At 52.3% G+C, this 21912-nt stretch carries 14 protein-coding genes; 7 read left to right on the top strand and 7 right to left on the bottom strand.

All coding sequences use genetic code 11. The features are described 5' to 3' along the window. Nucleotides 1-135 precede the first annotated feature (135 nt). Together Q8O77_RS05135 and Q8O77_RS05130 are read left to right on the top strand one after the other, a co-directional pair. Nucleotides 136-663 carry a tetratricopeptide repeat protein gene (locus Q8O77_RS05135; RefSeq protein ID WP_305551774.1) on the top strand — a complete coding sequence of 176 codons (528 nt, stop codon included), beginning with the start codon at nt 136-138 and terminating at the stop codon, nt 661-663. A 391-nt stretch (nt 664-1054) separates the two neighbouring features. Beyond that, entirely contained in the window at nt 1055-1837 is a 783-nt protein-coding gene (locus tag Q8O77_RS05130) for an ABC transporter substrate-binding protein (RefSeq protein WP_305551773.1), read from the top strand. Nucleotides 1838-1886: 49 nt separating this feature from the next. Here Q8O77_RS05130 and mtnA read toward each other — a convergent pair whose 3' ends face one another. Next, complete coding sequence (mtnA, locus tag Q8O77_RS05125) at nt 1887-2915, bottom strand: S-methyl-5-thioribose-1-phosphate isomerase (protein WP_305551772.1); 1029 nt, start codon at nt 2913-2915, stop codon at nt 1887-1889. A gap of 88 nt (nt 2916-3003) precedes the next feature. On the opposite strand from mtnA, the gene mtnK reads away from it, so the two are divergent. Next, a complete protein-coding gene (gene mtnK, locus Q8O77_RS05120; protein ID WP_305551771.1) occupies nt 3004-4203 on the top strand; it encodes an S-methyl-5-thioribose kinase in 1200 nt (399 codons plus the stop codon). 196 nt (nt 4204-4399) lie between these two features. Further along, on the top strand, nt 4400-5971 hold the full coding sequence (locus Q8O77_RS05115) for an EAL domain-containing protein (protein WP_305551770.1): 1572 nt from the start codon (nt 4400-4402) through the stop codon (nt 5969-5971). A gap of 52 nt (nt 5972-6023) precedes the next feature. Here Q8O77_RS05115 and Q8O77_RS05110 read toward each other — a convergent pair whose 3' ends face one another. Together Q8O77_RS05110 and Q8O77_RS05105 are read right to left on the bottom strand one after the other, a co-directional pair. Beyond that, nucleotides 6024-6623: a redoxin domain-containing protein gene (locus Q8O77_RS05110; protein WP_305551769.1), complete on the bottom strand. Its 600-nt coding sequence runs from the start codon at nt 6621-6623 to the stop codon at nt 6024-6026. Between the two features lie 42 nt (nt 6624-6665). Then, the gene (locus Q8O77_RS05105) at nt 6666-8741 is read right to left on the bottom strand and encodes a protein-disulfide reductase DsbD (protein ID WP_305551768.1); all 2076 of its coding nucleotides are present in this window, start codon (nt 8739-8741) and stop codon (nt 6666-6668) included. A 225-nt stretch (nt 8742-8966) separates the two neighbouring features. Here Q8O77_RS05105 and Q8O77_RS05100 point away from each other — a divergent pair, with 225 nt between their 5' ends. The 3 genes from Q8O77_RS05100 to msrA all read left to right on the top strand — a co-directional run bounded on the left by Q8O77_RS05100 (nt 8967) and on the right by msrA (nt 13858). Further along, entirely contained in the window at nt 8967-11192 is a 2226-nt protein-coding gene (locus Q8O77_RS05100) for a TonB-dependent receptor (RefSeq protein ID WP_305551767.1), read from the top strand. Nucleotides 11193-11328: 136 nt separating this feature from the next. Then, entirely contained in the window at nt 11329-12411 is a 1083-nt protein-coding gene (ltaE, locus tag Q8O77_RS05095; protein ID WP_305551766.1) for a low-specificity L-threonine aldolase, read from the top strand. Between the two features lie 163 nt (nt 12412-12574). Further along, the gene (gene msrA, locus Q8O77_RS05090; RefSeq protein ID WP_305551765.1) at nt 12575-13858 is read left to right on the top strand and encodes a peptide-methionine (S)-S-oxide reductase MsrA; all 1284 of its coding nucleotides are present in this window, start codon (nt 12575-12577) and stop codon (nt 13856-13858) included. A gap of 5 nt (nt 13859-13863) precedes the next feature. Here the strand turns inward: msrA and Q8O77_RS05085 are convergent, their stop codons facing one another. From Q8O77_RS05085 to Q8O77_RS05070, 4 genes are all read right to left on the bottom strand, one after another. Then, nucleotides 13864-15195 (bottom strand): mechanosensitive ion channel family protein, encoded by a 1332-nt coding sequence (locus tag Q8O77_RS05085; protein WP_305551764.1) that lies wholly within the window; start codon nt 15193-15195, stop codon nt 13864-13866. A gap of 54 nt (nt 15196-15249) precedes the next feature. Beyond that, nucleotides 15250-16179, bottom strand: a complete 930-nt coding sequence (locus tag Q8O77_RS05080) for a DMT family transporter (RefSeq protein ID WP_305551763.1) — start codon at nt 16177-16179, stop codon at nt 15250-15252. A gap of 138 nt (nt 16180-16317) precedes the next feature. Further along, nucleotides 16318-18948 carry a phosphoenolpyruvate carboxylase gene (ppc, locus tag Q8O77_RS05075; protein ID WP_305552840.1) on the bottom strand — a complete coding sequence of 877 codons (2631 nt, stop codon included), beginning with the start codon at nt 18946-18948 and terminating at the stop codon, nt 16318-16320. Nucleotides 18949-19118: 170 nt separating this feature from the next. Further along, nucleotides 19119-21641, bottom strand: a complete 2523-nt coding sequence (locus tag Q8O77_RS05070) for a TonB-dependent siderophore receptor (protein ID WP_305551762.1) — start codon at nt 21639-21641, stop codon at nt 19119-19121. Nucleotides 21642-21912: the final 271 nt, after the last annotated feature.

Here is a 21912-nt window from a genome sequence, read left to right as displayed (position 1 = left end):
ATTAGCGCCTGATAAATGAATTTATTTCACTTATCAGGTGTTTTTTTATCGTTTGTCAGATTTAGTGCTTTTGCTCAAACTTACACCTGCAGACCGATAGCGGCTGCCTGGATGGGAAATTGGGAGCAACACATTATGAAAGCGAGAGCAATTAAATTAGGCAGTTCTTTGGCGTTGATGCTGATGGCCTCAGGTTCATTCCTCGCATCAGCCACCACCAACGGCTATAAAATGGTACTGATTGAAGATACACCTGGCGTGGCCGCCTTGCAGGCAGGTCAATTTGACCAGGGTATCAGTGAAACACTGGCCAGCAACAGCGCAGAAGTAGATAACTTCTCCCGCCAAATGAGCCTGTGCGTTGGTTTTACCAAAAGCGGCAAACTTGAGCAGGCCAGCAGTGCATGCGACAGCGCAGTATCTGCCGCCCAGCAGTTCCACCATGTCAGCAGCAGCGACAAGCGCGAAATGCGCGCATACGCCCTGACTAACCGTGGCGTACTGCGTTTACTACAAAACAACAACCTGGCGGCATTGGCCGACTTTAAACGCGCGGCAGAATTAAACCGCAGCGATGTAAGTCAGCACAACCTGCAACGCTTAGAGCTGGCGTTAAACAACGCCAACAGCGGCCTGGATGTTGCCATGGTATCAGCAGAGTAAACTCCTGCGGATATAGCGTAAAGAGTATCAGCAGAGTAAGCGCCTGCTGATACAGCGTTAAAGGTAGCGGCAGAGTAAGCGCCTGCTGTTACCTGAGTTACCCGGTGTGGAGTAAGCACCCACGCCGGTTTAGTTAAGATTACACCTCCCCGTGTGTCTGCAGAGTTACTACTCCCCGGTGTAACTCTGCTTTTTTGTTACTGGTTTCCCCAATTTTACTGATTGTCATGTCAACCCCAACCTAACACCTATTAGATATTTGCATAATATTAGTACTGGCGATGCATATTTAACCCGCACGGCATAACACGCCCCCGGCTTGAACTAAAACAAGGTTGCCAGAACTTGATTTAACGGCATAATTAATATACCGCAGTCTGGGTAGCACACCATGCTCAAAGTCCTCAGCATATTTTTTATTCTGCTACCAGCAGCGATATCTGCCTCTACCAGTTGCCAACTCAGCATACAGGCACAGCATTATCCTCCCAGATTTATTAAACAACAGAATACAGACGGCAAAGTGTATTGGCAGGGATTTAATGCAGAATTGTTCCATCTGCTAGCCAAAAATTCAGGCTGTGAAGCCAACTATATAGAAGTGCCTTGGGGGCGGGCCTTACAGCTATTAGCGTCAGGTGAGCTGGATGCCATGAGCAATATGTCACATAACCCAGAGCGCGATAGCTATGCATATTTCGTTGGCCCACACCAACAAGAACGTATTTTGGTACTGAGCAACAGCCCGGGGGCCAACTTGGTAAAAGATTTATCCGCGTTACTACAAAGCGGGCAAGCCATTTCTGTAATGCAGGGCATCTATTATGGCGAACAGTTTGAACAAGCCCTTGCACGGGACCCAGACTGGTCTAAACGCTTAATATACGTAAGCTCCAGTCAGCAAAAACTTGATTTATTTATTGCAGGACGGGTTCAGTTTACTTTCGAAGATAGTCTCAATCTGCAGCAGTTATATCTTGAAGGTGTATTAAACCCTCAGCAACATAAGCTTGCGTTCACTCTGCATCAGAACTCAGTCTACTTTGCGTTTAGTAAACAAAGTGTCACGCTGCCGCAATTGCGGCAACTACAACAGGCATGGCAAAAAATAACTGCTGACGGCAGCCTGGATAAATTAAAAAACCAGTACTTTCCGGATGGTCAAAATCAATAGCGCAGTTATCTGCAAATTCATAAACAAGGTTTATCAAGGTTGGGTGTACTTATAAGATATGTCGTTCCAGCGCCCTTCTGACGATATCTGCCTGTGAGTACACGCCGCTGTCCAGTACCCAGCCGGTTACCAGCGCTGCTGGGGTAACATCAAAAGCCGGGTTAAATACCGGTGCTTGTTCAGGTGCCCATATTGCGCTGCCAAAACCGCCGCTAACACCCCGCACTTCATCAGCATGACGCTGCTCTATCGGGATAGCACTGCCGTCACTGCAGGCTAAATCTACCGTGGTGTGCGGCGCTACCACATAAAACGGTACCTTATGATAATGCGCCAACACCGCCAGCGAGTAAGTACCTACTTTATTAGCAAAATCGCCATTGGCAGCGATGCGGTCGGAGCCGACAAAAATGCGATCGACCTGGCCGCGCGCCATTAACATCGCCGCCATATTGTCGCAGATCAGCTGATACGGAATGCCCAGTTGTTGGCACTCCCACGCCGTTAAGCGCCCGCCTTGCAGCAGTGGCCGGGTTTCATCTACCCAGAGGCGGATATTTTTGCCTTGCTGATGCGCGAGGTTAATGACCCCCAGCGCCGTGCCGACACCGGCAGTCGCCAGGCCGCCGGTATTACAGTGGGTTAATAATTGCTCGCCTTCCTGCACCAAGGCCGCGCCATGGGCCGCCATGCGCTGGCACAGTGCCACATCTTCGGCAAACAGCTGTTCTGCACAGGCTATGGCGGCGGTTTTAAAATCTTGCTGCTGCAGCGCCGCTATCATGCTATCGAGGTTATTCATCAGGTTTACCGCGGTGGGCCTGGCGGCGCGCAGCACTTCAGCATCCAGCAACAATTGCTCGCGGCTGTCGCCGACACCGGCGCGGTAGGCCAGTAATAAGCAGGCACCGATGCCAATGGCAGGTGCGCCGCGCAGTTGCAGAGCTTTGATCATGCTAACCATCTGCGCTACCGTTTGGCAGAGTAACCACAATTGCTGCTGCGGCAACTGCGTCTGATCCAGCACATACAGCTCACCCTGTACGGTTTTCAGACTTAAGGCGGTTAAGTTTTTCATAGCTTATTCCTGTTTGGCGTTGCAGACGTCTATCAGGTTTGCGATTATGCAGCCCAGCTATTTTCAACACAAGTTAAGAGACCACACTATGGCCGGATACCACACCTTTACCACTGATGATGCAATGCGTTTTGCCGATGAGCACAGCGGCTTATTTGGCGATCACAGTAAATTAAGCTGTGAGGAGTTTGGTGACGGTAATCTGAATCTGGTATTTCGGGTCGAAAATGATAAAGGCACCAGTCTGATTGTAAAACAAGCCCTGCCCTATGCCCGCTGCGTGGGAGAAAGCTGGCCGCTGACCATAGAGCGCGCGCGGATTGAAGCTGAAGTATTAATTGCCCACCGTAAACTGTGCCAGCAACATACGGTAGAAGTGCTGCATTACGACCCGGTGCAGGCGGCTATTTTAATGGAAGATTTAAAAGACTATCGCATTTTACGCGCTGAATTGGTGGCGGGGCAGCAATATCCGCATCTGGCGCCGCAGTTAGCAACTTACCTGGCCAACACCCTGTATTACACCAGCGATTTTGCGCTGACCGGGCCGAACAAAAAACAGCAGGTGGGCCGCTTTTTAAACCCCGAGCTGTGTCTGATCACCGAAGATTTGTTCTTTACCGACCCTTACTGCAACCATGAGCGTAATAATATCAGCGGCGAAATACGCAGCGAGGCGCAGCAGTTATGGCATGACGAAGCCTTACAGGCCGAAGTGGCACAGCTCAAAGCCGACTTTTTATCTAAACCGCAGGCGCTGCTGCATGGCGATATGCACAGCGGCAGTATTTTTGTTAATGATGACAACTGCAAAGTAATAGATGCCGAGTTTGGCTTTTACGGCCCGATTGGCTTTGATGTTGGCAGCTTGCTCGGTAATTTACTGCTGAACTACCTTGGTCATTTTGGCTTAACCGCCGACAACAGCAAGCGCGAACAACAGCAAAACTACCTGCTTAACCAGATTGAAACCTTGTGGCAGCAGTTTGCAGCGCAGTTTAAACAGTTGCTTAGCAACGAATGCCGTGAACCGGCACTGCAAAACAGCCTGTATCAGCAGCGCTTTATGCAGCAAATTTTAGCCGACAGTCTGGGGTACGCCGGTTGTGAACTGATCCGCCGTACGGTTGGCCTGGCACAGGTTGCCGATTTCACGCAGATAACTGACACCACTACCCGGTCGCACAGCGAGCGCAAAGCCCTGCAGCTGGGCCGCGAGTTGATTATGCAGCGGCATGAGCTCAGCAGTATAAATCAGTTGATAACCCTGCTGCGTTACCTGAAGTAACAACAAAATTAAAGCAAACATCATAAGATGTCGCTTATTGCTAACAATGGTTGCACACCTTCCAGAGACGTCAGCGCACATATTGTAGTGAACAGTATTGTAGTGAACAGTTAGTTACACTTAAGCGCTGTACCCTAACGGCAGTAGCAAGATAAGCTGCGGCAACTATGATTGCCGCTGGTGGTTTGAGGTAAGTTTGGCACACTGGGTATATCACAGGTATTTTGCCGGCATTGTTGCTCTGGCTGCAGCGTTGTGTCTCAGTTGCTTGCTGGCATTTGCCGTGAGCCGGGCGGTGCATTTCAGCCTGCAGCAAAGTGCTACCAGCTATCTGCTTAAAGTGGACGCCATTGCCCGCGAAAGCCAGCTCACGCTGGATCAGTTAAATCAAAGGCAGCCGCACAACTGTAGTGCAGTAGATTTAGCCGCCATGCGCCGCTTGCTGATTAGCGCACGCTACATTCGCGATATTAGCTACTATGGCGATAACGGCGCTTTATGTTCTGCCAGCTCCGGCAAGCTCGATTTGGCCCAACCGCACGGTGAACCCAGCTTTTATTCACTGCAAAACAGCAGCATCTGGCTGGATCAGCCGCTGGGCGACTTCAGCCAACAAGTTAACGGCACAGTGGTGCGGCAAAAACGCTACAGTGTCAGTATTGTCAGTGATATCGACCGCGCCCCGCCGCGCTCCGATGTGCGCTGGCAAACGGTGAATATTGCCGGCAGCACGCCAGCCCATATTGCCGGTACCACAGGCTTATATATTGCCTCTGCCACGCAAACTACGCTGGCCCGGCTGGCCTGGCCGCATTATTTTTATCAGCAATGCAGTAGCTACTCGCGCTTCTGCCTGAGCCAACAGTTCAGCTTTTATACCCTGGCGCAACGCTACCCGCTGCAAAGCGCTATTGTGCTGCTGGCCATTCTCGCCCTGAGTGTGCTGGCCTGGTTTGGCTGGCGCCAACTGGCCGTGCGCCGCCACAGCTTGCGTTACCGCGTACGCAGCGGCCTGCGAAGAGACTATTTTTCCGTTGTATTTCAACCCATTATGGATTTACAGCATAACCGTCTTATTGGCTGTGAAGTGCTGGCGCGTTACCGCGATCCGCTGGGCACTTTGTGCCCACTGCAGTTTATTCCGGTGTTAAGCCAATTGGGCTTAAGCGGCCGTTTCACCTGCTTTATTGCCAAACAGGCGCTGACAGAGCTCAGCCAATTACAGGACTTGCCTGAGCAGTTTCATTTATCGCTGAATGTGTATCCGCATGACATTGCCAGCGGCCAGATCCTGGAGTTATTGCAGCTGCCGGAAGTACAGCAGCGCCGCATTAAGCTGGTGCTGGAAATTACCGAACAACAAGAGCTCAGCTTCAGCAGTGCCACCAAACATCTGGCCGAGCTGAAAGCCGCCGGCCTGCAACTGTCAATAGACGATTTTGGCACCGGCTACTCCAACCTGACCAGCTTGCGTTCACTAAATGCCGACTACCTGAAAATTGATAAAAGCTTTATCCAGGACATGGAAGCTGACAGCATTAAATCGACGCTGATCCCGAAAATCCGCGATATCGCCAGGTTATTAAATTACAGCATCGTTGCCGAAGGTATAGAGAACTTATCGCAGGCCAGCCTGCTGCGCGCTTTGGGCATTGAATTAGGCCAGGGTTGGCATTTTGCCAAAGCCATGCCGATAGCGGAATTTGGCAGCTGGCTGCAGCTTAATGCGCCGCAGCAGCAAGGTGATATCAACCGCAAACAAGCTTAGCCCTGCTGCCGGCCGGGTAGCGGCGACAGCAAGACCAGCCTTAACGTGGTAGTTAGTATTTTACGCTGCAGCCGTAAGGCTTGGTTATCGCCGGGTCCGGCTTTTCACCCGACAGCACAGCCTTAGCAGCATTGGCAAAGTGCGGTGTCGCCTTGGCGATATCGTCCACTTTAGCCGACGGAATACTGTCGATACCGCCCATATACTGCAGTACGCCAGCTTTATCTATTACATACATATGCGGTGTGGTTCTAGCGTCATAGGCTTGTCCCACTGTGCCGCTTTCATCAAATACCACAGCGGTAGGCAGTGCACTGCGGCTGGCCGTTAACGCATCCGCTTCTGTTCCACTGACATGGCCCTGCTTGCCGGGCGCGGATGAGATCACACTAAGCCATACTACATCCTGTGCCTGCATTTCGGCCTGCAGCGCCTGCATATTGCCCTGATAATGTTTTTTCACGAACGGGCAGTCATGGTTAGTCCACTCCAGCACCACATTTTTGCCGGCAAAATCGCTTAGCTTATGGTTAGCCCCTTTGGAGTCTACCACGCTGAAATCCGGTGCCGGCGCGCCGACTTGCGGCGCGGCAGCTAACCCCAGTGACAACAAAGCTGCCGATGCAGCCAGTACCAGTTGATGTAATTTCATCTGTATTGCTCCTGTTGAGTATCGGTCTTATGACCGTTAACGTTAAGACTGCGGTTGCCGACTCAGCCGCGCCAGAGTTTGCGACAACGTATCGGGCGTTAAAATTTGCGGCAGCACTTGTGGCGGCTGCCCCGGCCAATACAACACATACAGGGGAACACCATCGCGCTGATACAAACGCAGATACTCTGTTATAGCCGCATCACGCAGTGTCCAGTCACCTTTTAAATAGGTGACATCATACAGCGCCAGCGCCGCCTTGCTGCTGTCGGTGTTCAGCGCCACCCGTTCGTTCACCAGGCAGGTAATACACCAGTCGGCTGTCATATTCACCAGCACCGGTTTGCCTTCAGAGCGCAACTGCTGCAAGGTGGCTGCCGACCAGCTTTGCCAGTGCGCAGCGGCCGTTTGCGTCTGCGCCGTTGCGTTATCAACTGTCGGTTTCGGCGCCAGCGCCGGTAACGCCAGCGCAATTATCAGCAGCAACAAAACCGCGATGGCAGTTGCAGCACCTTGCTGCGTCAATTGCCGGCGGCCCCACAACCAGCATGCTGCTGCCACACATACCACGCCGATTAACAACAGCGCCTGCGCATCCACCCCGGCCTGTCGGCCAAACACCCACAGCAGCCATACTGCACTTAAATATAACGGATATGCCAACCACTGTTTCAGTGTATCCATCCAGGCCCCGGGCTTGGGTAGCACCTTGGCAAAACCGGGCACAAAAGCCAGCAGTAAAAACGGCAGCGCCATACCCAGCCCCAGTGCTGTAAACACCAGCAGCGCCACCGGCGCACTTTGGCCTACCGCATAACCCAAAGCCGAGCCCATAAAGGGCGCAGTACAGGGGCTGGCGACCACCACGGCCAGCACCCCGGTAAAGAACGAGCCTTTACCACCTTTAGCCGTGGCCAAGGCACCGCCGGTGTTCATCAGGCCAAGGCCAAACTGCACCACACCGGACAAACTCAGCCCCAGCGCAAACAGCAAATACACCAACAGCGCCACCAGGTAAGGGTTTTGCAACTGAAAACCCCAGCCTACCGCTTCACCGGCAGCGCGCAAGCCAATAAGCAGTAGTGCTAACAACACAAAGCTCAGCACCACGCCGGCACTGTAAAACAGTGCATCACGTTGCTGCTGTGCCTGTTGTGCGCTGTTAGCTGCAATGCTCAGCGCTTTTAGCGACAGTACCGGAAATACGCAGGGCATTAAATTCAGGATCAGGCCACCGGCGCCGGCCATCAGCAAGATCAGCCATAACGCGCTGTCGCGCTGCTGCCCCTGCGTCACCAGAATTTCTGCCGCCCCCTGCCCGGCCTGTGTCAGCTGTACACTGTAAGCCGCATCGGCGGTGACCAGTACCAATTCAATTTGCGGCGCTACGCCGGAAAAATACGTATTCAGCGGCTGTTGCAATAACAGCTGGTTGCCCTGCAGGTTGATTTGCTGCGACGCCGCGTGATCGACCAGCTCCGGCGCGGCGACAAAAAACGCCTCTATCTGTAGCGGTTGTGGCAAGTCGACAGTGGCAGAAAAAGCACCACCGGAGGTATCAAAGCGGCCGTTGGCCTGCAGTGTCTGCGGCAATTGCTGCCGCGCCTGCTGAAACAGCGCCGCGTAATCTGCCGCCACTACGGCGCTGCTGCCAACCGGCAGGGTCAGGCTAAGCTGCGCTTCGGCCGGAATGCATACTTCTTCACACACCAGCCAGTCGGCCTGCAGCTGAATATCAATGCTGCTGGCGGCGTAATCCGGCGCAATATTGAGATCTGACAACAACACAGTGGCGCCTGCAAAACCATAATTCATCAACGGCGGCACCGCTATCGCTTGCGGCACCGGCCATTGAATATCGCCCACTGTAACACCGTCCGGCAATTGCCAGCTTAAGCTGGTAGCTAAACCGGAATCACCGGGGTTTTGCCAGTAGGTATGCCAGTGTTCATCCGGCACAAAATGCAGCGCCAACTGCAACTGCTGGCCGGCACTCACCTGCCGGTACTCACTGATAAGCTCTGCCTGCAAATGTTTTGCAGTTTGCCAACCACTGCTGGCGGCATGGGCCGGGATGAGCACACTGCAGCACAGCAGCAAAAAAATCACACTACGCATAACACTCTCAACGGTTGGCGAATAAATACCCATACGAGACTACACGGCTTTAGCTCATCTTGCTGACAGAATGATGACAAAACTACGCCAGGTTGAGCATTTTGTGCGACAAACTGCTATATTAGCCCACGTTTGTCCAAACGATTCGCTGTGGTCACTCCAGCAAACTAATCGTTACATAACACACACAAATCATCGTAAATCATCAATATAAGGTTCACCTTAATGAAGCCATATACTAAGTCAGTGTTGTCAGCGGCCATTCAGGCCGGCCTGTTTAGTGCAGCTGTTGGCCTTTCTCCGGCGTTATTAGCGCAGGAAAGTGACAAAGGTCAAAATGCGAAAGAACAGGAACTGGAAACCATCACCGTTACCGCACAAAAACGCAGCCAAAGTATCCAGGAAGTGCCGATTTCTATCGCTACCTTATCAGGCGAAAAGTTGGACGCGATTTTTTCCTCCGGTGACGACATTACCGCACTGGCCATTAAGGTGCCGGGCCTTTACGCAGAATCGTCTAACGGCAGGGTAGCCCCACGTTTTTATATCCGTGGTTTAGGCAACACCGATTTTGACTTAGCCGCTTCACAGCCGGTATCCATTATCATGGATGAGGTGGTAATGGAAAACGTGATCTTAAAAAGCTTCCCGCTGTTTGATGTGCAGCAGGTTGAAGTGATCCGTGGCCCGCAAGGTACCTTATTTGGCCGTAACACTACTGCCGGTATCGTTAAATTTGACAGTGTAAAGCCTCGCCAGGATTTCGATGCTTATGTTAAAACCACTGCCGGCACCTTAGGCATGTTTAACCTTGAAGGTGCTGTAGGCGGCGGTTTAACTGATGAATTATCCGCGCGTATTTCACTGTTATCACAAAACCGCAGCGACTGGATTGATAATGCCTATCTGGGCGAGAGCGATGCCATGGGTGGTTATCAGGAACGTGCCGGCCGCGTACAATTTTTGTATGAAACCGCTGATGTTAATGCCTTACTGAATCTACACAGCCGCAATTATGAGGGCACATCCTCGGTATTTCGCGCCAATGTGTTCACAAAAGGTAGCAACAACCTGAACGAGAACTATGACCGTGATACCGTGTACTACGACGCCACCAGCAATAACCCGCAAGAATACGACAGCTGGGGCGGTTCACTGAAACTTGATTTTATGCTGGACGGCATGACCTTAACCAGTATATCGGCTTATGAAACAGCGTCCGGCTTCTCACGTGGTGATATAGACGGCGGTTATGGTGGTTTGTTCGTTAACCCTGACCCCGATACCTATGGCCCCGGCGTTATTATGTTTCCGTCCAACACCATGGACGAGTTGCGTAACTTAAAGCAGCACACTCAGGAAATTCGTTTAGCCAGTGATACCAGCAATGCCCTTAGCTGGCAGGTGGGCGGATTTTATTTCGATTCCACCTTCGGCGTAAACACTGTTGGCGGCGTAATTGATCCGGCCATGGTATTTCACGGCAACAACAGCTGGGCGTTATTTGGTCAGGGTACTTACCAAATAGATAGCAAGTGGAATGTTACTGCGGGTATTCGTTATACCGATGATGTTAAAACTCTCAGCACTACAGTGCCGGGCAATGAATCGTTGAAGGTATCAGATGATCAGATCAGCTGGGAGCTTAGCACTAACTACCGCTTAACTGACAAGACCAGTCTGTTTGCCCGTATTGCAGATGGTTTCCGCGCCCAGTCTATTCAAGGTCGTAATATCGCTTTTGCAGAACCCGCGACAGTAGCAGATGCAGAAACTATTATGTCCTACGAGTTTGGCGTGAAAAGCGACTTACTGGATAACACCCTGCGCCTGAATGCCGCTGTGTTCTATTACACCATTGACGATATGCAAATATCAGTAATTGGCGGTGAGCTGAACGGCAATACACTGGATAACGCCGACAAAGGTGTAGGTTACGGTTTCGAAACAGATTTTGATTATCGTGTTTTGCCAAACCTAAGCGTGGGTGGTGGTTTTAGCTACAACAAAACCGAGTTTAAAGACAACAACACTGTAGTAGGTGGCTGTGGCTTTGGTAACTGTACCATTCTGGATCCGGTTAATAACGAAGGCCGGCCGTTTATTGACGGTAACCCTTTTGCCCAGGCACCGGAAACTATTCTGACGTTAAACGCCCGCTATGACTACCCGGTTACCAGTGGTGAAATCTATGTTTATACCGATTTCGCGCTACAGGGTAAAACCAACCTGTTCTTGTATGAATCGGCTGAGTTCCGCACCAACAACCAGCACGAAGCGGGTTTACGTGTGGCTTACATTAACTATGACGGTAACTATGAAGTCGGTTTATTCGGCCGCAATATTACTGACGAGGACAATGTAAAAGGCGCGGTCGACTTCAACAACCTGACCGGTTTTGTTAACGAACCACGTACCTTTGGTGTCGACTTTAAAATCAGCTTTTATTAATCGCTGATGCAATAAAAAAGGGCAGCTTAAGCTGCCCTTTTTTATTCCGGCGACAAATCCGGTTATTTAACCCATTCTGATTGCGCAACCTTCCATGCCGCCTTAGTCTGTCAGCAGCATAATTATGGAGTGCAACATGGCGGATTTTCGCAGCGATACCGTAACCCAACCTTCTGTTGCCATGAAAGAGCGCATGCTAAGCGCCGCTCTGGGCGATGATGTGTTTAACGACGACCCCACTACGCTGGAGTTGCAACGCTATGCCGCGGATATGCTCGGCTTTGAAGCGGCATTATTTGCGCCCAGCGGCACCCAAACCAACCTGATTGCCATGATGAGCCATTGCCAGCGCGGCGATGAAGCCATTGTTGGCCAGCAGTGGCATACCTACAAATGGGAAGGTGGCGGCATGGCGGTGTTAGGCTCGATACAGCCGCAACCGCTGGAACTGCAAAGCGACGGTACTTTGCTGCTGAGTGATATTGCCGCAGCGATAAAGCCGGACGACCCGCACTTTGCCCGCACCCGGCTGGTTGTGATTGAAAACAGTGTCGGCGGTAAAGTACTGCCGCTGCAATATATGCGCGATGTCGCCCAATTAGCGAAAGACAAAGGCTTAAACTGCCATATCGACGGCGCACGCTTAATGAACGCCGCTGTGGCATTGGCGCCCTTACATGGCTTAACACCGCAGCTGATGGCGCGCGAGCTGTGCACGGGCTATGACTCGGTATCTCTGTGCTTATCTAAAGGCCTGGGTTGCCCGGTGGGGTCTTTACTGCTGGGCTCTAATGATTTTATCAGCCGCGCGAAAAGAGTACGCAAAATGCTCGGCGGTGGTATGCGCCAAACCGGCATCTTAGCCGCTGCCGGCTTGTATGCGCTGGAAAACAATATTAACCGGCTGGCCGATGATCACGCCAACTGCCGCCGCTTAGCCGATGGTTTAACCATATTGGCCACGCAAACTCCTGCCTTACAGGGGCAACTGAGCGTATTACCGGTGCAAACCAATATCTTGTTTACCGATATCAGCCTTGCGCTGGCTGAGCGCTTGTTACCTTATCTGGCCGATTGCGGCATCAGGCTTACTGCCAGCAATTATCAGAGTACAGACGGCGCGATAAAGCGTGTGCGCTGGGTGTGTCACCTGGATATCAGCAGCGCCGATATTGAGCAAGCGCTGCAGGCTGTAGCAAAGTTTGCTGAACAACCTTAACGAGAACCGGCTTACGCTAAGGCAACCGTTGAACGCATGGATGGGTTCACGGCGTGTTGGCGTGTGTAAACCGGTTCGACTCTTATGCTGCCGTTGAAAGCAATTGCGCCCTTTGCCTGTCTATTGCGTATAACTAACCACGTGATAGCAGGCAGAGGTAACTATGGCCATATCTTCCTTATTAAAATTGTGTGCCGGCGCATTGCTGCTGGGCAGCACTGTTGGTACCACAGTGCAGGCAAAAGCCGACGCTATGCCGGCCACCACGCATCTGGATTCAATAGTAGTGGGTGCCGGTTGTTTCTGGGGCGTGGAAAAGCGCTTTGAAGCTATGGACGGCGTCGCCGATGCAGTGTCCGGCTATGCAGACGGCACCGGCGTAGAACCGACGTACCGCGCCATTACGCAGCGACGTAATCAGCACAATCCCAATAACCACGCCGAAGTGGTCAAAATCAGCTTTAACCCGGCGGTGATTAGCCTGACCACCTTGTTGCAGCGTTATTTTGAAATGCACGACCCCACCCAATTAAACCGTCAGGGCAATGATATCGGCACTCAGTACCGCTCAATTATTTTAACCAACAGCCAGGCGCAATATGACACCGCACAACAAGTGCTGGCCGCTTACCAACCACTGCTGACTAAAGCCGGCTATGGCGCCATTACCACGCAGATAAAACCGCTGCGTGAGTTTTTTCCGGCCGAACAATACCATCAAGACTATATTGCGAAAAACCCCAACGGTTATTGCCCGGATCATAGTACCGGTGTGCGTTTTGCCAGCGACAACAAGCTGCAAACCGCAGCGGTGGATAACAGCGCCCTGCTCAGCGGTAAACATATTTTGGTGATAGATTCAGAGAGCTATTGCCCGTACTGCGAAAAATTTAAAGCTGATGTAGGCAACAGCTACAGCGGCGATATTTCACTGCATTACCGCTACGCCAGTCAGTTGCAGGGCCTGAGTATCAGCTCACCAACCTGGGCTACGCCGACTATTATATTGCTTGAGAACGGCAAAGAAGTGTTTGGCCGCCAGGGCTATTTAAGCCCGGCCGAATTTTACCTGTTGCTGGGCAAGTTTAAACTAGGTGACAGCGAAGCCTTTAACGTCGCCTTTGATGAAGGTACCGACGGCCGCTTTTGTCAGCAATATGAGATTTTCAAAAACACCCCGGACGGCGTGTTTACCGACAAGTTAAGTGGCGCGCCGCTGTTTGACACCCGCGACCGCTTTGACTCCGGCACCGGCTGGCTGTCTTTTACCAAAGCCGTTAACGGCGCAGTAATTGAAAAACCGGACAACCGCTACGGCATGCGACGCACTGAAATTCGCGCCAAAGTATCCGGCATTCATTTAGGCCATGTGTTTAACGACGGCCCTAACGGCAGGCCGCGCTACTGCATTAACGCCACGGTGCTGGATTTTGTGCCACGGAGTTAGGCCAGCTAATCTGACACCGGCCTGGTTGCCTCTTTGCTATCCGGTAGCAAGTTCTCTTCATCCGAATGGTGCAGCTCTGCCTGCACCTGCTGTTCAATAGTGTTATCAGTACTGACATCTGCCGCCGCAGGTTCTGCGTGGCCGGGCTGTTGCGCGGTCGCGGCAGATGTGGCACTTTGCACTTGCGGCGCCGGTTTGTCAGCCATATGAATGCGGTAAATCGGCTCCGGCATTTCAATACCCGCGTCATCAAAAGCAGCTTTTACCAGCCGGATGGCTTCGCTGCGGGCTTTTAAAAAGTCGCTTTCGCGTTGGTCTATCCAGGCCAGTACGCGCACGGTAACAGTACTGTCGCCCAATTCCTGCACCAGTACCCGTGGCATCGGGTCAGTTAAAATACCCGGCATTTGCTGTAAGGTGGCAATGGCCAACTGGCGTACCGTATTAAGGTCCAGATCTACCGATACACCAACGCTAAATTCAAACCGGCGCAGTGGGTTGCGGCTGAAATTGGTCATCGGCGAGGTAATGATTTGGCTGTTAGGAATACGTAAGTGGTTGCCGTCCTGCGTCATCAGCACCGTATCACGCGATGTTAAGCGCACCACGCTGCCGCTCATATTGTCGATCTGAATAAAATCGCCGATGGCAAACGGATTACGTGTACTAAGCAAAACACCGGCCAGATAATTTTCCACAATATTGCGAAAAGCAAAACCCAGTGCAATACCAATTACCCCGGCCACCCCCAGCACCGCGCTAACCAGGGCGGTGGCATCCAGCAGCTCCAGAGCTATCAGTATGCCGATACCGCTGATAGCCACACGGACAAAACGCATACCCAAATTAGACGCCAGCTCTGTCAAACCAATATAGCGTAACCAGGCACCACGTTTTGCCGCCCAGCCCCCGAGCAGCCAAAAACTGACAAGGGCCACTAACGCGACTAACAACAGCGGCAGCATTTGCACTGTGGTGGTCAGCATTTCGCTGAACTTTTCCGCCGCCGGCGCCAACCGCGACCGAACCGCCAGCTGTTCCTGCAAGCGGTTTTGTACATACACCACCCCTTCCAACCGGCTGGCAATGGCGGCAGCTTCACTTTTTAGTTGGGTATTGGCCACTTCGCCGCTCAGCGTCAACACGCCGGCCTGCACACTGACTTCGATAAGCTCCATGCCGGCTATCGCCGCGGTGATAGCGCTTAACCGTTCGGCAATTGCCTGATCGGTTGTAGTATTAACCACTTTAATTGGCGCTTCAGCATCGTTCTGCTGCATAGCCAGACCATAACCCGGCAGCCAAAGCAGCATTATTGCCAGCAGCAGTGGTTTCATCCGTTCTCCGTTTTTGCGTTAGTTAACCGTGACGTAACTATAGCAGCCGGCCAATTACAACTGAGCACGCTCAGCCAATACAATCACGGCAGGGGCCGGTTTATGCCGCAGCGCAAGCAGCAAACCGGTAAGAATAATCAGCAGCACGCCTGCCAGTTGCAACATGCTTAAGCTTTCGTTAAACAGCCACCAGCCGGCCAGAATTACCGTAACCGGTTCCAGATAGGCCAGGGTGGCGTACACCCGGGTGGGCAAATGTTGCAGCGCCACTATGGCGCAGTAAATAGCGATAAAGCCGGGGAAAATGCCGGCCAGCGCTATCCAGATAAGAGCGTCCGGCTGCGGTAAGCTGATACCGGTTAAAAACGGCAGTACACAACAAGCGCCGATTAGCAGCTGATAAAAGGTGCGCTGCAGCTGTGAATGCGCCGGCAAGGAACGGCGGTTTAGCAGTAAAAAGCTGCTGTAAGCACATAGCGACAATAAACCCAGCAGCAAGCCGGGTAGCTGCGCTGTATCTAACACCAAATCAAACTTAAATTGCTGCAACATAGCAAAGCCAAGAAACGACAGTACTATCAGGCTGCTGTCGGGCAAATCCAGCCGTTCTTGCAATAACCAGTGCGCAATAAAGGCCGACAGCGGCGGTGCCAGGTACACCAACATAATGGCGTTGGCCAGGCTGATATACTCAATAGCGCTTAAAAAGCTCAGCATAAACCCCGCCAGCAGTACGCCGTTTACCGCCATACGCCAGTCCGGTTTGCCTTTAAGTTGCCTGATACGGCCGGTTAAGCCGACAAACAGCAGTAAACACAGGCCACCAACCGCCAGCCGGTAAAAGGTTAACTCAGCCGCCGCCAAGCCACTAAAGCGGGCAATAATGCCACTGCTGGCCATCGCCACGGCCGAAACCAATGCCAGTAACGCATAAGTGAACATAATACCCGATTGTCCTGTGTCATCGGGATTGGGTTTACTCACACCGACACGCCGTAAATACGTCCCTGTAGGCTCGATTCCGGCATCCATGCCGTCAACGGTCGGCTTAGAGTAAACCCAATCCCTCGCCTTAATTCCGGCTCACATTATGCTGGTTCTGCATTTAATAAACGAGATGGCCTAGCCGGAATTTCGCATCCCGGCGGCGATACCGGCAATCGTCACCATTAACGCCCGGCTAATCATCGGGTTTACCCGCTCCGGTTGGTGGCGCACGCGGTACAATAGCTCGGCCTGCAAAATATGCAGCGGGTCCACGTAGGTGTTGCGCAGCATGATCGACTCTCTAATCCAACTCTCTTTTGCCATCAACGTATCACTGTGGATCAGCTTCAGCAGCAGCTCGCGATCAGCGGCCAATTGGCTGCGCAGGCTTTGGCCTAAATGTTTCAACTCGTCCGGCACCAGCACTTTATCGTAGTAAGCGGCTATTTCGCTGTCGGCTTTTAAAAACACCATTTCCAGCATCGACATACGGGTGGCGAAAAACGGCCATTGCTGCTGCATTTCATCCAGCAACGCGGCGTTGTCCTGCTCTGCCGCTTTAGCCAGCGCCGAACCGGCCCCCAGCCAGGCCGGTAACATTAAGCGGTTTTGCGACCAGGCAAAAATCCACGGAATCGCCCGCAGGCTTTCCACGCCGCCGGTTGGGTTACGCTTGGCCGGTCGGCTACCCAGCGGCAACTGGCCCAGTTCCTGCTCGGGCGTGGCCGCACGGAAATAGGCAACAAAGTCTTTATTGTGCCGCACTACAGCGCGGTAGGCTTCGCAGGAGTCATCCGCCAGTTGCTGCATTAAACTGCGCCAGCTTTGTTTTGGTACCGGCGGCGGTAACAGCATGCCCTCTAATACCGCGCTGGCATACAGCGCCAGGCTGCGCTCAGCCAGTTTCGGCAAACCGAATTTAAAGCGGATCATCTCGCCCTGCTCGGTTACCCGCAAGCCGCCGGCTAACGAGCCCGGTGGCTGCGATAAAATAGCAGCATGGGCCGGGCCGCCGCCACGGCCGATAGTGCCGCCGCGTCCATGAAACAGCGTAAGCTGCACTTTGGCCTGCTGACAAATAGCCACCAGTGCCTCTTGCGCACTGTACTGCGCCCAGGCCGCTGCGAACACGCCGGCGTCTTTGGCTGAATCAGAATAGCCAATCATCACTTCCTGTTTGCCATTAATGTAACCACGGTACCAGTCAATGCTAAGCAGCTTGCGCATGCAATCGGGCGCATTTTGTAAATCACTTAAGGTTTCAAACAGCGGCGCTACCGGCATGGGGAAGCTAATACCGGCTTCTTTTAACAGCAGTTGCACTGCCAGCACATCAGACGGTTTACCGGCCATTGATATCACGTAGGTGCTTAGCGCCTCACTGCCGTGACGTGCCACGATATCGCAGGTATCCAGCACTTCCTGCACATCGGCAGACGGCTGCCAGCTTTTCGGAAATAACGGCCGCCGGTTCGCCAGCTCGGCCAGTAAAAAGGCCTGGCGCGCGCTTTCATCCCAGGCGCTGTAATCGCCCAGCCCCAGATGCTGCGTTAGTTCAGCAAATACCTGCGCATGGCGGCCGGCATCCTGACGGATATCCAACTTTAACAGCGTAACACCAAAGGCATAGGCGCGGCGCAGGGTGTCGAGCAATTTGCCGTTGGCAATCACCGCCATGCCGCAGTCGAGTAATGATTGATAACACAGCAGCAAGGGCTCGAGTAACTGCTGGTTATGCCAGATTAAACCTTGCGGCCGCTGCAGCCGGTCGTGTTTTAACGCTTCGCTTAGCCAGTCGCGCGTGTGCAACAAGCCACTGCGCAGCTTGTTCAGCACCAAACGATAAGGCTCACCGGCCTCGCCCGCCGCTTCACGCAGCGCCGCATTGGCCTGATACATCGACAGCTCGCTGCTGAGTAAATCCAGGTCTTGGGCAAATAAGTCTGCGGCTTTCCAGCGGCTGAGTAATAACACCTGACGGGTAACCTTAGCGGTAACAAAGGGGTTGCCGTCACGATCGCCGCCCATCCAGGAAGAAAACTTTACCGGGGCGGCATCCAGCGCCAAGCCTTTGCCGGTGGCATCGATAAGCTTGCTGTCCAGCTCGCGCAGAAAATCCGGTATTGCCTGCCATAACGAGCTTTCAATTACGGCAAAGCCGGATTTGGCTTCATCTACCGGCGTAGGCCGCTGCTCGCGAATTTCATTGGTATGCCAGGCCTGGGCTATCAGCTCGCTTAAGCGCTGGCCTATTTGCTGTTGCTGCTGCGGGCTAAGCTGCTGCTCTAATTCGGTTAAGCAGGCGGCAATTTCGGTTAACTTATGAATAAGGGTGCGGCGCGATACTTCGGTTGGGTGCGCTGTCAGCACCAGCTCTATCGATAAGTTGGCCACCGCCTGTTCTACCGCAGCAGCGTCTGACTTTTTCTGCTGTAGCAAGCTGAACAGCTCTTGCAGCGGCTCCGGCTTTTCAATGCTGGCGTGACCAATGCGGCTGATAGTGTGGTGCTGCTCGGCCAGGTTGGCCAAATTCAGAAACTGGGCAAAAGCACGCGCTACCGGCAGCAGCTCGTCATCGCTTAAACTGCGCAGTACCTGCTTAAGTTTATCCGCTTGTAATTCTTCGCCCTGGCGTGCGGCTTTGGATAACAGCCGGATTTGCTCTACCCGCTCCAGCACAGCGTCGCCTAATTGGCTGCGAATGGTGTCACCCAGTTTGGTACCGAGTAAACCGACATTGGCTTTTAATGCTGCGTAATGGTCCATCTTCGTTGCCTCTTTAGCCATTTGTTACCCCACCCTAGCGCGTTATGTACTGGTACTCAACACTGATTGATTACAAAACGGGCAACACAATTGGTAATACCAAATAACCAAAAAGGTAAGCAACAAAAAACCCGCCATTAAGGCGGGTTTTGCATTACAACAAAAGCGGTTTAGAACTTGTAGCTTACGCCGGCGAAGATCTGACGACCGATAGTGTCAAACACTTCCGGTACTGTGCCGCCGTCGCTGCCGTTTCTTACACGTGATGGCTCTTCGTCTGTCAGGTTTTTCACACCCAGTGACACACTGAAACCGTCAGTGATGAAGTAGTTAGCTGACACATTATGGTACAACACGGCATCGATAGCTGAACCATCGGCTAAGTACTCTGTTTTACCGATATAACGGTTGAAGTAAGTTACACTCCAATCGCCCTGACCGGCCTGAATGCTGAAGTTGTTACGCAGTTCAGCATAGCCGCCAAAGTTACCGTCGATGGTGTTGGTGTAATCCAGACCATCTTGTTTAAACTCCAGTAACCAGGTAGTGTCGTTGTTGATATTCCAGGTTAAACCCAGGCCTTCAAAACGGTAAGCCACGTTTAAGTCGATACCGCTGGTATCCTGGTTACCGACGTTAGTCAGCGGGTTGGTGAAGTTAGATAAATCACCTTGTGGCGTAATGCTGAAGGTTTCACAGGCAACAACATCGCCGGCGAAACAGTTGTTTAAACCAGCCTGTGCATCTAAACGCGTAATAGCGTTAGATACTTTAAAGCGCCAGTAATCGATGGTCATCGACAGACCTTCGATATCTGCCGGAGATAACACCACACCTGCCGTGAAAGATTCAGACTCTTCCGGTTGAATATCAGCATCTGAGGTGTAATTTACCAGGATTTGCGGGTCTTGCTCGTTGCCCCACGGATCGTCCAGGTAGTCGTACGAACCGGTGTTACCGCCGTATAACTCGCTTACGTTAGGTGCACGGAAACCGGTAGCCGCTACAGCACGCAGCATTACTTCGTCAGTGGCTTCATAGGTTAAGCCGACTTTCCAGGTACTGGCTTTGCCGAAGGTAGAGTAATCATCAAAGCGCAGCGCAAATTCGCCGGTTAGCTTATCAGTGAACGGTACGCTGACTTCCTGATAGAACGACACTACGCTGTAGCTGCCCTTAGTAGGGTCTTGCTGTGCGGCTGTGCCTTCACCGGCGACAATCACCGGATCCGGGTTATTGTAACCGCTGTCGCGACGGTATTCCGCACCGATAGCAAAACCTACAGCACCGGCTTGCAGGTCAAATAAATCACCGCTTAACACGCCGGCAGCGACATGCTGCGCATTACCGCCGTCTGCTTTTTCCAGATAGCCGATGTCGTTAATAATGGCAGTTGTCAGTGGTGCACCGCTAAACCAGGCTGCCTGATTGGCATACACCGAGTTTTCCATTTTAACGGCGTTAATAGAATTAGCTACCGAGGTATCCGCTTCGTTCTTGCCGTAGGTGTACGACAGATCCCAGTTCATACCGGTGTGCACGTCTAAAGTACCGGCCAAACCGGCAGATAAACGTAAGGTGTCGGTGTCTTGCTCATATACGCGCGGGCCAACATCGTTGGTGCGGCGGCGATAGTTAACACGGCCGGTATCATCTGCAGCAATACCTGCAGCAGTCATACCGGGTGTTAGTGTAATACAGTTTACTAAATCTGCACCCGGGGCACCGCATACGTCCAGCATAATGTCACCCGGTTGCGGCGCTAGTTGCTGATCAGATTTACGCTTGGTGTATAACACGTCTGCAGTAAAAATCAGGTCGTTGCTGAATTCCTGTGTGGCATTAGCAAACAAGCTGTAACGTTTGCTTGGTGTTTGGTACCAGCTGTCTTTGGTAAAGTCATAGCCGTTTTCTACCTCTGACCATTCACCCTCAGCATTTTGCTGCATACCTGCCAGGCTGCCGGTAGGAATAAACGAGCTGTTGCCCGGCTCTGTCCAGTCACGATCAGATTGAATAACACCTTTACGGTCAGAGTATGCCGCACCAAAGGTATAGTTACCGCTATCTGTGCTAAAGCCATACAAAGCACTTAATTCGCCGGTTTCACCGTCACCTTTGTCAGTGCTGCTGCCGTTCAGATCCAGTTGAACGCCTTCAAAGTCTTTTTTAGTGATAATATTTACCACCCCGGCAATGGCATCAGAGCCATATACCGCTGAAGCGCCGTCTTTTAAAATTTCTACCCGTGCAATCATCGCTACCGGGATAGCGTTTAAATCTACTGCACTGTCGGCACCTGAACCGGAGTTCACCATACGGCGGCCGTTTAACAGTACCAGAGTACGCTCAGGCCCCATACCGCGCAAATCTACCTGGGCTACGCCGTCTGCACCGTTATTGGTGGTTGAACCTACTGCAGCGCCGGCCATAGAGGTTTGCGCCTGCAGCAGTTGGTCAACAGAGGTAAAACCCTCTACGCGAATGGCCGCAGCGTCGATAACGGTGATAGGTGATGCCGTTTCCATATCCTGACGTTGAATACGTGAACCGGTTACCGCAATACGTTCAACTTTCGCTACTTCTGCTTTTGCTACTTCCTGAGCCAACACAGCAGAACTGAAACCTGCAGCCGCTACCGGTGCTGCCAACATGGCAAAGCGTACCGCTTTACCTAATAAAGATTTTTGCATGTTATTCCCCCTGGACGCCTTCAATGAGACTGCCGTTGTTATAGTGGTGGTTTTTCCGGCGCTGACGCTACTGCGCTTTTGTTGCCAATACCAGAACAAATACGTCAACACGGGGTTTGGTGTGACAAACGGAAGGAATTCCGGCATCAGGCCAAACTGTGTATTAATTTGTAAAATCGCCACCAAAGCCAGAGAAAATAAGACCGGCGCACTTTGGTAAGCCAGTAACCTTTGCTACACTGCGCGCCCTTTTAGCCCCGCTCAGCAGGGA

The sequence above is a fragment of the Rheinheimera sp. genome (assembly GCF_030690345.1).
Taxonomy (GTDB): Bacteria; Pseudomonadota; Gammaproteobacteria; order Enterobacterales; family Alteromonadaceae; genus Alishewanella.
The sequence above is the reverse complement of the archived record's forward strand: the minus strand, read 5'-3'. Positions and strand labels throughout refer to the sequence as shown.

Excerpts from the sequence above, each read along its gene's own strand:
- Q8O77_RS05135 (WP_305551774.1), top strand. The coding sequence starts at position 136 with ATGAAAGCGAGAGCAATTAAATTAGGCAGTTCTTTGGCGTTGATGCTG.
- Q8O77_RS05130 (WP_305551773.1), top strand. The coding sequence starts at position 1,055 with ATGCTCAAAGTCCTCAGCATATTTTTTATTCTGCTACCAGCAGCGATA.
- mtnA (WP_305551772.1), bottom strand. The coding sequence starts at position 2,915 with ATGAAAAACTTAACCGCCTTAAGTCTGAAAACCGTACAGGGTGAGCTG.
- mtnK (WP_305551771.1), top strand. The coding sequence starts at position 3,004 with ATGGCCGGATACCACACCTTTACCACTGATGATGCAATGCGTTTTGCC.
- Q8O77_RS05110 (WP_305551769.1), bottom strand. The coding sequence starts at position 6,623 with ATGAAATTACATCAACTGGTACTGGCTGCATCGGCAGCTTTGTTGTCA.
- Q8O77_RS05105 (WP_305551768.1), bottom strand. The coding sequence starts at position 8,741 with ATGCGTAGTGTGATTTTTTTGCTGCTGTGCTGCAGTGTGCTCATCCCG.
- Q8O77_RS05100 (WP_305551767.1), top strand. The coding sequence starts at position 8,967 with ATGAAGCCATATACTAAGTCAGTGTTGTCAGCGGCCATTCAGGCCGGC.
- ltaE (WP_305551766.1), top strand. The coding sequence starts at position 11,329 with ATGGCGGATTTTCGCAGCGATACCGTAACCCAACCTTCTGTTGCCATG.
- msrA (WP_305551765.1), top strand. The coding sequence starts at position 12,575 with ATGGCCATATCTTCCTTATTAAAATTGTGTGCCGGCGCATTGCTGCTG.
- Q8O77_RS05085 (WP_305551764.1), bottom strand. The coding sequence starts at position 15,195 with ATGAAACCACTGCTGCTGGCAATAATGCTGCTTTGGCTGCCGGGTTAT.
- ppc (WP_305552840.1), bottom strand. The coding sequence starts at position 18,948 with ATGGACCATTACGCAGCATTAAAAGCCAATGTCGGTTTACTCGGTACC.
- Q8O77_RS05070 (WP_305551762.1), bottom strand. The coding sequence starts at position 21,641 with ATGCAAAAATCTTTATTAGGTAAAGCGGTACGCTTTGCCATGTTGGCA.